This window comes from Bradyrhizobium sp. JYMT SZCCT0428 (assembly GCF_018131075.1).
Classification (GTDB): domain Bacteria; phylum Pseudomonadota; class Alphaproteobacteria; order Rhizobiales; family Xanthobacteraceae; genus Bradyrhizobium.
In genome coordinates this window covers 1-12,129 of record NZ_JAFCLS010000100.1, presented here as the reverse complement: position 1 = coordinate 12,129, position 12,129 = coordinate 1, and the positions used below count along the sequence as shown (strand labels likewise).

General features: G+C 59.4%; 10 protein-coding genes and 2 pseudogenes. 3 read left to right on the top strand and 9 right to left on the bottom strand.

The features are described 5' to 3' along the window. Positions 1 to 506 precede the first annotated feature (506 nt). Positions 507 to 2,132, bottom strand: coding sequence for a calcium-binding protein (locus tag JQ575_RS42475; protein WP_212039098.1), 1,626 nt, complete (start codon positions 2,130 to 2,132; stop codon positions 507 to 509). 309 nt (positions 2,133 to 2,441) lie between these two features. Here JQ575_RS42475 and JQ575_RS45435 point away from each other — a divergent pair. Next, a pseudogene (locus JQ575_RS45435) lies at positions 2,442 to 2,549 on the top strand (metallophosphoesterase); the annotation flags it as partial. A gap of 45 nt (positions 2,550 to 2,594) precedes the next feature. Here JQ575_RS45435 and JQ575_RS45430 read toward each other — a convergent pair. From JQ575_RS45430 to JQ575_RS42445, 7 genes and pseudogenes are all read right to left on the bottom strand, one after another. Then, positions 2,595 to 2,890: pseudogene (locus JQ575_RS45430) on the bottom strand (SOS response-associated peptidase); the annotation flags it as partial. A 134-nt stretch (positions 2,891 to 3,024) separates the two neighbouring features. Beyond that, positions 3,025 to 3,429, bottom strand: coding sequence for a hypothetical protein (locus JQ575_RS42470; RefSeq protein ID WP_212039097.1), 405 nt, complete (start codon positions 3,427 to 3,429; stop codon positions 3,025 to 3,027). 781 nt (positions 3,430 to 4,210) lie between these two features. Then, positions 4,211 to 5,452: an AAA family ATPase gene (locus JQ575_RS42465; RefSeq protein WP_212039096.1), complete on the bottom strand. Its 1,242-nt coding sequence runs from the start codon at positions 5,450 to 5,452 to the stop codon at positions 4,211 to 4,213. An 8-nt stretch (positions 5,453 to 5,460) separates the two neighbouring features. After that, positions 5,461 to 6,183, bottom strand: coding sequence for a hypothetical protein (locus tag JQ575_RS42460; RefSeq protein ID WP_212039095.1), 723 nt, complete (start codon positions 6,181 to 6,183; stop codon positions 5,461 to 5,463). Positions 6,184 to 6,259: 76 nt separating this feature from the next. Further along, positions 6,260 to 6,814 carry a hypothetical protein gene (locus JQ575_RS42455; RefSeq protein WP_212039094.1) on the bottom strand — a complete coding sequence of 185 codons (555 nt, stop codon included), beginning with the start codon at positions 6,812 to 6,814 and terminating at the stop codon, positions 6,260 to 6,262. A 610-nt stretch (positions 6,815 to 7,424) separates the two neighbouring features. Continuing rightward, positions 7,425 to 8,054, bottom strand: a complete 630-nt coding sequence (locus JQ575_RS42450) for a hypothetical protein (RefSeq protein WP_212039093.1) — start codon at positions 8,052 to 8,054, stop codon at positions 7,425 to 7,427. Next, positions 8,054 to 9,493, bottom strand: a complete 1,440-nt coding sequence (locus tag JQ575_RS42445; RefSeq protein WP_212039092.1) for a site-specific integrase — start codon at positions 9,491 to 9,493, stop codon at positions 8,054 to 8,056. Before JQ575_RS42445 ends, JQ575_RS42450 begins: the two co-directional genes overlap by 1 nt. Positions 9,494 to 10,021: 528 nt before the next feature. Between JQ575_RS42445 and JQ575_RS42440 the strand changes: the two genes are divergently transcribed. Further along, positions 10,022 to 10,744 carry a hypothetical protein gene (locus tag JQ575_RS42440; RefSeq protein ID WP_212039091.1) on the top strand — a complete coding sequence of 241 codons (723 nt, stop codon included), beginning with the start codon at positions 10,022 to 10,024 and terminating at the stop codon, positions 10,742 to 10,744. Further along, complete coding sequence (locus JQ575_RS42435) at positions 10,722 to 11,639, top strand: hypothetical protein (RefSeq protein ID WP_212039090.1); 918 nt, start codon at positions 10,722 to 10,724, stop codon at positions 11,637 to 11,639. The genes JQ575_RS42440 and JQ575_RS42435 overlap by 23 nt, the downstream gene beginning before the upstream one ends. Positions 11,640 to 11,929: 290 nt before the next feature. On the opposite strand, the gene JQ575_RS42430 is transcribed toward JQ575_RS42435, so the two are convergent. Beyond that, positions 11,930 to 12,129 (bottom strand): transposase (locus JQ575_RS42430; protein ID WP_212039089.1); only part of this gene is annotated, 200 nt, incomplete at its 5' end.

The window sequence follows — 12,129 nt, the reverse complement described above, 5'->3', positions numbered from 1 at the left end:
AATTCGGAGTATGCGCGCCATGCAGCTCCGCAGAGCCTTGATCCGTATGGCCGCTCCTCTCCTGCGCGAAATTTTATCGATGATAGAGTTCTCGATGTTCCGGCCTTCCTGCGCCAGAAGGCCAGCTGACCGGACGCAACTGACCTAGGCTTTAAGCCCCAATCCCGCAAGCCATGTGGTGGCTTGTGCTTCAGTTGTTATGCGCCGCGGAGGGCCGCCTCCGGTCCGATGCCCTACGCCTCGGGCCGCGTTTACGGAAACCAGCCTTATCGGGGGAATGCTGAGGACGGCACCTGCGCTGGGGCCCGAGCGGCGTGCTGCCGACGATCATTGCCGCCCTCTGCCTAACAACACTCTTTATTTGTGGAACGATTGCAGTTTTAGAGGTTACCCCTGCATAAGCATCATGGACTTTTCGGATCGTCGCTCAGTTGCTCACTACAGTCTCCAGCAACCCGGCGGTCATCTCGGAACCCCATGCCGGGGGCGAATTTTGCTTGGATGTCTCAGATGATCCACTCCGAGAGGTTGTGGACGACGCCGTTAAACTCTAGCTGCTCGATGCCGATGACGTAGTCGGTACCGTCGCGATTGCCGGTTAGGTCGCGGACTTCGAGGAAGCGCTCGAACGGGTAACCCGTATCCGATATCACCGTGTTGAAGTGGAGCACCCGGAATTCATAGTCCTCGACGTTGCCGCGAAAGACCGCGGTGTCGATTCCTTCGTCGCCCCTGAGCGTGTCGGTGCCGCCGCGGCCCATGAGGCGGTCGGCCCCGCCGCCGCCGCGAAAATCGTTGTTCAGATTGTTACCGAGGATGGTATCTGACAGGGATGTGCCAATGATGTTCTCGGTATAGCCGATGAAGAGGTCCCCTGCCGCAGCACCGGCGTTGACGCCTTGGTTCTGGAGATCGATCGTCACGTTCGTACTCACGGTTGGCATGACCATTCCCGACAAGATAGCTCCGGAGTAGTCAACCGTGTCGCTGCCGCCGCCCCCATTGAAAGTATCGGCTTCCAAGGGGGATCCAACAAAAGTGTCGTTTCCGCCATTCCCATAAAGAGTGTTCGATCCATAGCCGCCGGCAATGATGTTGTCGTCGTCGTTGCCAGTGATGACGTCGTTGAATAGTGATCCATAGACATTTTCGATGCTGTCGTAGGTATCCCCCGCGGCCCACCATGTGTTGTTGGCCGGATTGATGAGGGAGATGACGACCGAAGTACTGGGCGGATTCTGGTATATGTACGGATCGTCCTCGGAGAGATTCCTGCTATAATCGGCCCAATCCACACCGTTGCCGCCGATGAGCTTGTCCGCGCCCATACCCCCGGAGAGTTGATCACCGCCTTCGCCGCCGAGCAGGGTATCATCGCCGCCGTGCCCGAAAAGCAAGTCGTCGCCCGCGCTGCCGTCAAAGACGTTCGCCTGCTGGCTGCCGGAAAAGTTGTCGCCATAGCTCGTGCCAATGGCGTTCTCGATGCTTACCAGCGTGTCAGTTTCTGGAATCGCCGTGTGAACGACGGCGGTGTTCGGCGCTGCACTCCCCCAGGAATAATTGGACAGATTCACTGTGACATTCGTTCCGCGGTCAACGTCGGCATAAGAGACCTTATCGAGCCCAGTCTCGCCATTGAGATAGTCGTTGCCGATGCCACCAAACAGCGTATCGTCCTGATCGCCGCCGTAAAGACGATCCGCGCCCGCACCGCCCAACAGTAGGTCGCGGTCCCCGAGGCCGTACAGATAGTCGTTGCCGCCGCCTCCATCGAGGGTATTAATTCCATTGGTGCCAATAATCGTATCGTCGTAGCGTGAGCCAGTGGCATCTTCCACGTTTTGAACTTGAGCCACCGTGTAAGTTAGATTGTGGAGAACTGCCGTTACCCCCGAACCATGGGGGCTCAGGTCGATACGGAGGGCACGGTCAGAGTTGGTGTAGTCCAGCCGATCAATTCCATCTGAGCCGTTGATGAAATCAACCTGCGGGTCGGCCAGGAGATAGAAGAGATCGGTCTTCAAACCGCCGGTCAACGTGTCCGATCCGATTCCAAAATTCTCGAAGGTGTTTAACTCGGTCGGACTGCCCCTCGCATTATCGTTGCGCGACGTGCCTACAAATCGTGCCATGACCATCTCTCCTGCGGTTGTCGACATCTCGACGGGTGTTGGCAATCTAGGAGAGACCGAACAGATCCGCTGTTACCTAGGTAACAGCTGGCTTGCCGCCCCGATAACCGGGTGCCCAAGGCGTGGACGAACTTGCGCGGCTGCAAAATTCCAAATTTCCCGCAATCGCCGCACATCGCCGTGCGCGGCTTCTGCCCCTGGGCTCCGGCGGGAGTTGGCGGGGAAGGGATCGGAACCATCGTACGCTCGATTTGCCAGAATTTCCGATGCGGGACGGGTTTCCGGATCTCATGCTGGAAAAGGACGGCGGCTGTCGACGGAATGACGCTCTACGTGAGTAATAGTACCGCGCTGTGGCCCGGCTTCGCGCTGCGGCTCGGTTGTCCCTCGGAATTGATGCGGATTACGTTGCGCTAGGCCAGCACTACTTGATCTCGTCGGATGGATTTCTGCTGCCAACGTCTTCCTAACGCCGCGGGAGACGATCCGCAGTGATCCGTCCGGAAGCGGCCGCCGCAATTTCAATGCCTCCCTCTGGAGGCGGTCATCCAGGTTTCGACCTCGTCCAGTGTCATGGATTACCGGCATCGCCTTGGGATGGATGGCGCCGACTTCGACGTTCGGCTCAGGTCAGGAATGTGTAGAGGTCGTTGGTGGTCTCACCCTCCTTGACCTTTCGGACGGCGGTCCCGTTGGTATCCAACCAAGCAGAACAGGGGACAGCACTCGTCGAGCGCAAACCCGATGTCGCCCTCCTCGACGCGGGCCGTTTCGAGCCCGACAAGTTGAAGACCAGTACAAACCCTTCTGATTAACCTCATTAATCAGAAGGGCTCCGCAAACCCATCACCGCGACGACTTAATTCGCTCGCTGTCCCATGAATAGCCTCCGCTATTCTCCATTTTCTACCACCTCGTCGTCGAATCGAGTGCGTACTGCCTGTTCAAGCCGTTCTCGGCACCGATCAATCGCACTACCGACCTGATCTTCAATCACCCCTCTAAGGGTTAGATCGCGGGTACAAGCCGCCGCCAAGCCATTGAGCTCGGCACAAAAGGAGGAAACAACTTCCTGCATCACGGTCTCCACATCCTCAAGAAGTATCAACTGTTCGGTCTCCCGGGCGATCCGCATCTCGATTTCACGAGCGCGCGCCTCGCGGAGCTGGGCGCCGCTATCGCCACTGGCAGCTCGACGGCTGGCGCCCTGTCGCAGAAAGCGAATGTATGCGATCCGACATTCATCGAGATTGAACGTGCCTTCTTCGTTACGAGGTAGGTTGCCGTCGTTCGCCAACGCAGCCACCCGCTGGCGGGTCAGATCGAGATGGCCGGCACATGCGGAGAGCGTGGCGCCATGCCGACTGCGGGGGCAGCCCGGGCGCTCCAAGCCAACATCCCCAAGGGAGGAGGCCCGAACCAATTCTGATCGACCAGCGGGCATTTTTATGCCTGTAAACCCTAATCTGCAGTGCGCGGAATATATTCATATTACGGGCCGCCTTGCGCCGCAAGGAGCGCGAAGCAAAAGACGGTCCCTTTTGCAGGCGAGCCCTCAGCCCCGCGCCCAAAACGCCCGCCCAGCACTTACGTGGCGTTCCAATAGCAAAGTGAAAGCTCGTTTCGCCCACCGCCCTGGGGAGCGGTGGCAATCTCAGCGGGGCGCAGCGCATTACCGAGGTAGGTCGCCGAACGGCGGGGACACAGCTGCTCAACCTACTCAGCCTACTCACCCTGAACGCTGTTTCTGTAACTCCCCATGCGTGCCGCGCGGCCGCGCACCAAAGGGGACCGAAGGCCATAGAGCGGTCGCTGGTGCGTCGGATCGGGCTGGCTGGTGGGTTGGCCGAGCGAGTGGCGTGTGGGCATGGGCGGGCCGGGCTGCGGGCCACCACCAAGCCCCAACCGCCAAGCCCAACCATGACCTCGCGTGTTACTTCTGCGCCGCTGCGCTGCGTCGCGTCGGTCGTCACCCCTAAAGGGAGTGACGCAACCGACGCACCGACGCACGCGTTGGTTTGCGTCACTTTTTGCGTCACTTGTGAAACCGACGCAAAGCCCCATTCCATGCGGGTTTCTCAGGTGGCGTCCCCCTCAATTGGTGCGTCACTTGTCCCAACCGACGCAAGATGCACGTGAGATCGAGTATGGCGGTGCTCGTCCGGCGCGTCGTAACGCACCAGCCACCCCCGCCTGACGGCCCTGCCGATGGCCTGCTGCAGGGCTGCCTTCTCGGGGCGACTTTCCGCCCCAACCCCCAAGCTCGCTGCCAGCGCAAAGCCCGCCCACCTGTCCGACGTTCCACGCTCGCGCCACGGCCCGCCCTCCCGGAATGCCGCTCGGACGTCCGTTTCGGTCAGGTTGGCAAGGCGGTTCGCCGAGGCCGGATTAGCGGCGGCCAACGACTTCACCACGACCACATTCTTGCGCCAGTCGTCAAAGCTGAACCCGTCATAGTTCACCCGCTGGAACCACATGCGTTTTTCAGCAGGAGCAAGGTTGGTCTTGCCGTCATCAACGCTGAAACAAGAGCCGGCCTTTTCCTCCGTAACGCCGGCTTCGCCCCCTTTAGCCATCGGATTGAGCACGCGCACCACGCGCGCCGCATTCGCTAGCGCCGAAGCTCCGCGAACATTGTCGGAGGTTCGCTCGTCCTTGCCCTTCGTCATGTGATGCACGACCATCAGAGCGCAGTTAGTCTCTCGTGCGATCCGCGCCAGCGCCTTGGCCACCACGTCCATCCCGTTGTTGTCGTTTTCGGGTATCCGGTGCGCGCTCACCAACGGATCGATGATTACGACGTCGATCTGCTTTGCCTTGATCGTTCTGATCATCTCAGCAACAGCGACTTGATTGAGCGAGGCGCCCCGTCTCTCGTCTTCACTCGCAAGCACGAGCTTCATGTCGCTGTTATCGAGAATGAGACGGTCACCGATTTCCTCGTCGGTGATCTCGTATGACCTTGCCGCGGCCATCAAGCGCGGCACCAGAACATTGTCGCCGTCTTCCAGATTAATGTACCAGACAGTCTGCGGCCTCCGTGAAGCGATACCATGTATTAGTGGTTTCCCGGTGCTCATCGCCAGAGCTTCAGTCAACACAAGCGCGCTCTTGCCCAGCCCGCCCGCGCTCGCCGTGATGGAAAGAATGCCGCGAATGTAGCTGGTGCCATAGATGTAGTCCGGCCACGGAATGTCAGCGTCATCATAAAACCTGAAGGGCAAAGCACGGACCGCGCCGCGACGCTCCTCCGCGATGACACACGGTTCTTCGTTCACGATGCGCGTCAGTTCTTCAACAGTGCCGTCGCGATGATCCATCCAATCAGTTACATCCTCACTGCGCTGCAATCGCGGCAGGCGCACGACGCGGACGCTCGCCGCATAGTGGCGAAACGCCTCAACCGCCTTCTCGCGTTCTCTTCGCCTTTAGTGTCATTGTCCACCAACACCACAAGATGACGGCCCGCGAGCGCCTTGGCGATGACTGGTGAAAGCTGTTGTCCGGCTGCGGTGGTCGCCACCAGCCCGCGCCGTATGCAGGTCTCAACGTCCTTTTCGCCTTCGCACCAGTAGACGGTCTTGGCGGGATCGGCCGCTGCAAGCTCCGGCCATTTGTAGGGGATCTTGATGAGGCCTGCGTCGGCGGCGATGCCGGTTGGCGAGTTCGCGTCATAGCGCCCTTGCTTGAACAGCTTCCCGTTGGGGATCTGAGGATGCTCATAGCGCCGCGAGAAATAAAGCGGCGTTCGGTCGATGGCGTGATAGGGATACTCGGCAGTAGAGTTAAAGCCTTGCGCGGTCAGCTCGTTGTCGCGGTAGGGCGTCGGCTCCAATGGAGTTGAGCGCTCGGCGTCTTGTCGAAATGCGACATATTCCGCGCTATGCCTGACCTCCTCGTTGACACCATGACGCATCTCACGCGTGTAAAGCGCATCGGCCCGCCTGAGGACGTCCTCGGCCCGGCGCGTGTTGCGCTCCGCGCCGTTACGGGGCCGCCAAGCACCGTTCGCGGATCGCCTGCCTACAAAGTCGTCGCCGCTGACGGTCATCGCGCGGTCCTCCGCACGTTGTCACTCGCGTTTGCGTGGCCGCCAGGTGATGGCGGCCTGTCGGCGCTGAGTTCGGTCATTGTGAAATTCCGACAATCTGCTCCGGCAGCCAATTGACCTCGGCATGCCCTGCGCGCGTGAAAACAAAAAATGAGGCGCGGCCGGGAAACCAGATGCTCGCTTCCGCATGCGGCGGCACATGAAGCCGCATGCCGTCTGGAACCGAAATCTGGTTGGGGGCATATGGCTGCACGACGATGGCAGCCGGCGCAGCCTGCTTCCCTTTTTCCCGCGTCGCGCTACGCAAGTAGAGGCAGTGGTCCCACGGAACTTGCCATGGTGGACGCATATCTGCCCATGTGAGCCACCCAACGGGCCGGGTTGGCGGGTCGCTGATGGCGCTCCGCGAAAACGGCTTTATATCGGGGCCGCCGCGCCAGCCGTTCCGTTCCGCAAACATTTTGGCGGCGTCGGCCCGCAATTCACGGACCCGCGCCGCAAGCGCGCGCTTAACAACGTCGTCCTGGGCGACTACATCGTCGTCGGCTTGCTGCTCAAGCGCGTGGGCGGCCTCCTGCCGGTGCATGGCCGCAAGAAGTTCTCCGAGTATTGTCGTGCTCGCTATCGTCATTGCCGCACCGCCTTGGGGAGCGCGGTTGAGCTGAGCGACCCTTGTCGTTGGCTGGCTTTTGGGGTAAGGATGCGACAGCTAAGGTCTGAAGTTCCTACCTGCCCGCCGATGGTGCCAGCCATCGCGCGGGTTTCGTTTTGGTTTGTCATCGCGCATCAAGCCTCTGCGCGTTCGCGGCGAAATTGGCGCGGTGTCCGGCTAGGCCCGCGCGGCGGCGGATCGGCGACAATGGCGCGCTCATACGCCTCCACGGCTTCCACGTTGAAGAATTGCAACCTGCCGAAATAGGTCGGTTTCGGGAAAGCTGGTTCGTCCCGAACTTTGCGCCACAACCACATGAGGCTGCGCCCGCCATAGCGCTCGCAGACTTGTTTGGCGGTGATCCAAATTGCCCCGGGCGGCACCGGGACCGGCTGTTGCGGACCTAGGGTGTAACCTCCGCCAGTACGACGGGGCGGTATCGGCGGCTGGTCAGTGCGACGGTGCTGGGCTGGCAGCGTCAAGGATGCTTTTCGCAGTTTTCGAGGTTAACACGGCGGGTGTGTCCTTTGGGTTATTAAACCTAGGACACCCAATTAATCCGCCTAGTCGTAAAAAGCGGGGATTATCTTCAACCCGACTTTTTACGGCGCCTTTTTACGGCGATCGCCGCCTTGCACTGGTTGGTGAGGTCTGCGGTAGGCTTGCCATATAGCAGCGCAGCCAGCTTGCAGAACCGACTTCCCCGCTTGGCATCAATCGCGACCGAGGAATGGTGCATCAGGCTCCGCGCCGCGAGCACGGCGCGACGCTTGTAATCAGCATCTTTCTGCGATGTCTTGACCGGAGCCTTTACCTCAGCGGCCTTTTTCATGTCCAACCGCCACCTCGCGATTTCTGCACGCGGAAAAAACATTAAGACGTCCAAGGGAAGATTTTTGTCTTTTTCTAGTAAGAACTCAACGCGGCACAGCGCAGCCTCAAGTCTGGCAGCGGCTAGCTTCGCAAGTTTGAATTCCTCGCGGGCTCGGTTGCGGTAGCGTTGCAGATCAACGATCGCGGTTTCCACATCATAGCGGCAGGCCTCGCTGGGCTGCCGCGAAGGGGCAATCAGTGCCAATGCGCGGCGGATCGTTTCCGCATGCTTGGCACGAAAGGCAACCATCTCAGGGGCATGCTCGTCCTCCCACTCGCTCGGGTGTGAAGGCTCGTCCATCAAATACTCGTCGTCGTCCCACTCGAAGTGCCAAGGCTCATCCATCAAGACCTCCCACGCAACGGCACAACGTTACCCGCACGCCCAGCGACGATGCTCGCGATGTGGTCGGCCCAGCGCTCCAGCGCGGCGCGTTTTTCCGGCTCGTATTGTTCGCGGTTATAAGTTCCCGCCACGCCCCCCTTGGCACCGCTGACGTGGTTCAATGCCGCTTCGATGATGTGGGGCGGTATGCCGATGCCTGCCATTCCAGTGGCGCAGGACCTGCGCAGGTCATGCAATCGCCACGGCGTGACCGTTGCTGTCCGGCCCCGCTCCATCTTGGCGGCAGCCCACATCGCTGCATCAAACCGCGCCTTGTATTTGGAAAATCCCGATACCGGGGTTTTGCCGTTTGTGCTGAACACGTAGTTGCAGCCTGCAAGCTGCGACAGGTTGGCGATAATTTCCCGCCCCAGCGGCGGCAGCGGCACGTTGTGCGGCAAACCGTTCTTGGTGCGCGTTCCAGGCAACCGCAGCGTAGCAAAATCGTCGCTTAGTTCATCCCGTGTCATGCGGGCGATTTCATTCAGGCGGCAACCCGTTAACAGCAGCAGCTTGCAGAGCGCTCCAAAGGGGGGCCCAACGGCGTCACTTGCCGTCCAGAACCAGCGCAGTTCGTCAGCCCCACGGATGTCGGTCTTGACGTTCAGAACACGGTCACGCGCAGCCGGTGGTGGTGGTCGATGGATGCCGAAGCAGGGGTCGGCGGTGATGCGACGATGTTTCTTCAACCAATTGAACATGGTGCCGAGTGCATCCGCCATGCGTCTGCCTCGCGGGTCGCTGGTGCCGGTGTTGCGCCGTACCAGTCCCGGTACGCCGCTGCGGCGGGCTTCTTCGATCACGGTGTAGATGTCGTCGCCGTTGATGCTGGCGATGGGTTTCTCTCGCCAACGGTCGCAAAGGCCGTGCTTAACGTGTATTGGCTCTCCTCCAGCCGGAGGGTAAGCAAGGCCCAGCAGCTTTGCGACTTCCAGCCAGCGGCGCGGCTTCTGGCCTGTCCTGTCCACGCGATGATCATCAATGAAGGCGCGCGCCGCATGCGGGTAGGTATGAGCGCTGGCCTCCACCACGGCACTCCGTTGCCGCCGCCGTGCAATATGGTGCTCAGCAAACACGTCAACATTACGTGCCCGCTGCCTTACGAGGGTGAGGGCCAGCACCCGGGCGGCCTTTAAAGTCAGGGGATCGCCGACCTGTGGTTCTGTAGGGGCTTCCCTGCCGGATTGGTCAAGCGGTCCAAGCGTTAGTTTGACCAGCTTGCCATTCGGCCTGCGAAATTTCACCGCCCACGATTTTGCACCACTCGGCTGGACGATGAGCTTAAGCCCGCCGCTGTCCGCGTCGGGAATTTCGCGTCGTTGCCTACCGGGCTTTATGGCGGCTATCGCAACCGCGGTGAGGCGCTGGGCTGGCTGGCGTTTGAGGTTCCGGTTAGCCATAGGCAATCCATCAGGGGCAACATGGGGGCAACAATTAAGCTGTTACCCGTAGTTAAAAAGGATTACCATCATTTTCGCATAAATCGCCGGAGAAGTTAGCTAAATTGGGGATTTATGCATTTTTCGTGTTATGTACAGTGCGGCCAAGTTAGCTGAACATCGGTCTGTGCCACGTTTTCCTAAACCGTAGGTCGCATGTTCGAGTCATGCCGGGATCGCCATATAAATCAATAATTTAGCTTGAGCGGGGCGAGAGGCAATTTCTTGTCAGGGGCACAATGGGGGCACACCAGCGTACGTTGATTTGTTTCGATGATCAGCTAGATGCGCGGTCGTCTTGGCCTAATTCGACGTCGGCAATGACGACGATTTTTGCACTCCAAATTGACAGGGAATCTGCCACGGCCATGAAAAGCGGCGTGGGTAAATGAGTTCAGGCATCGGGAGAATGGACGAGCATCGACCGTAATCAGGAAAAGATACGAGCATGCGCGGTGGGATTTAGAATTTGCGCAAGCAGGACATAGCATGGGCCGTTACATCTCGCCCCGAGACTTCGGCGTCCTAATCGCCGACCTTCGCCTTGCACCCACGATATTCCAGGAACCGCTGCTTGAATTTCTAGAGAAACAGCGCATCGTTCTACCCGTCGCTCGTGTCCGCTGGCCCATTGCTCTTGTGATTGAAGCACGCGACGGTGTTCCAAGTGTGCCTTCGACCGACGAGCAACGAGAGCAATCGACGAACCTCGCTAAAGCGCTTCGAGTTTGGCGCCGTTTCGACGCCGATCCTGACGTGCCTCACCCGTTCGACCGAGACGACCAGCCGGGCAGAGATCTCATTCGCATGGATGTAGGTAGCTGCCCCTTCGAACCCTGGGAGAACTTTCGCACCAATATTCGGTCTGAAGGCGACCAGCCGCTGTATGTCCCTGACGCGGTTGATACCTATTATCATGACTGGCAAGTTCTGCTGGTCGCTGACGCCCTCGACATGGGCACGCGAGTCATTTTTGACACGCGTCGACCGGAATTGATGACGCTGGCGCAGCGCAACATCCGCGATCTGCCCGATGGCGTGGCATGGCAACAAGTATCGTTTCAAGGGCCGCGCGGGCTCGCGCAAGGGCTACGATGGGCGAGATATTTTGACGCCTCTGCGCGCGTCGAGTTTACGAGTCCGAAAGATCGATGCAATCGCCAGCGCCCATGGGGGTGCTTCATTTACCTTGAGCAGTGCGGACCAGGATGATCTCAACGCTGCGCGTAAGCGCGCAGCTGCCGAGGCGCTTGCCGCTATTGGCGCGTCGCCAACCGAGATACGTGCGTTTCTTACTTACCTTTGCGAGCGATGGGATGAATGGACGGGGCGCGGTCGTCAGGAGATCGCTGCCGAATACAAGCGCCAGATCGCGCTGGCCGCCCGCATGGTAACGCTCGGGGAGGGTCGGGACTTCTCCGCTCTCGCGGAGAATGTTGGTCGTGTCACCGGTCACTTCGAGAACACCTTGAACGTTATATTCCCTGATTGGACAAAAAATGCTCGTGAGAAGGCCGAACTTTCACTGAAGCACGCAGTTGTTGCTAGAGCTCCGATCGCCGACGCCAGCCTGACTTTGACGGAAGCTGACATATCCGACGTCCTGGACTGGCTGGAGCACATAAACCTCTGGAAAGTTCATCTCAGCATTGAGACGATTCTAGCCCGCCAATTCAGTGGCTCGCGAGTGGATCATGTGGCCCTCGCTAAGGAGGTAGAGTCGATGTCGACCACCTTCGAGCACGTGGTCAATGCATTACTAGATGAAGCAGGCGTAAAACCGGTACGCACGCTGATGAACAAAGTTCAGCGATTTTGGAACGCTGTCCCTGAGATTCACTCGCTCCTGCGTACCGAGTACGGTCTCGTTTCGACGCTTTCGAAGACGCGGGCCGATCAGACCGCGAAGATCGGATCGCTGCGCGCGACCGGACCCAATATCGACGTCACGCGTACGATTCTGGCAGCGGTTTTATACCGAAACGATGGGCAGCATAACGCCATGGCGGCGTGGTCAGAAGAAGAACTCCACGAAGCCAATAGGGTCTTTCTCACCGCCATTATGTTCTGTCGGAAGAACCTACTAACTAACCCGCCCAATCCCTGACACAGCTTCCGCAAAATTGGCCTCGTACGGGCTACTCGCGCAATCTCTGGCAAAGCGGTGGACAGCGCGCGGTTCACCACGGGCATCCAAAAAGTCTAGTGGGAGTCCCAAGCGCACTTCAGTGTCACCGGTGCCCGACATCTAGGGAGCGGGGTGGACTTCGTTCGGTGAGCCGGATCTGGCAAAGTAGATCTTGGATGGCCGCTCCTGGCGGATTTTGTTGAAGAAGTCGGCGAACTAGTCGTTCGGGATAGATCGAAGGGACAAGCGCGCGCGGGTCGCGCAGGTGCTCAAGCGGGCTGCAAAACAGGCGGCAGGATCAGCTTCGCCAGTTTTCGGAGGTTCTGGGCCGTGGCGGCTAGGAGGAACTCATCCCGAGCACCGAACGGACCTCTCAGCCTGAGGCGATCAATGCGCAGGATGCGCTTCAGGTGCGCGAACAACATCTCGATCTTCTTCCGTTCACGTCGCGACCTAACATAGGCATCGG

What these genes read in the sequence shown, in the direction of transcription:
- JQ575_RS42445 (WP_212039092.1), bottom strand. Translation starts at nt 9,493, where the DNA reads ATGGCTAACCGGAACCTCAAACGCCAGCCAGCCCAGCGCCTCACCGCG.
- JQ575_RS42465 (WP_212039096.1), bottom strand. Translation starts at nt 5,452, where the DNA reads ATGGATCATCGCGACGGCACTGTTGAAGAACTGACGCGCATCGTGAAC.
- JQ575_RS42440 (WP_212039091.1), top strand. Translation starts at nt 10,022, where the DNA reads ATGGGCCGTTACATCTCGCCCCGAGACTTCGGCGTCCTAATCGCCGAC.
- JQ575_RS42455 (WP_212039094.1), bottom strand. Translation starts at nt 6,814, where the DNA reads ATGACGATAGCGAGCACGACAATACTCGGAGAACTTCTTGCGGCCATG.
- JQ575_RS42460 (WP_212039095.1), bottom strand. Translation starts at nt 6,183, where the DNA reads ATGACCGTCAGCGGCGACGACTTTGTAGGCAGGCGATCCGCGAACGGT.
- JQ575_RS42475 (WP_212039098.1), bottom strand. Translation starts at nt 2,132, where the DNA reads ATGGCACGATTTGTAGGCACGTCGCGCAACGATAATGCGAGGGGCAGT.
- JQ575_RS42450 (WP_212039093.1), bottom strand. Translation starts at nt 8,054, where the DNA reads ATGGATGAGCCTTGGCACTTCGAGTGGGACGACGACGAGTATTTGATG.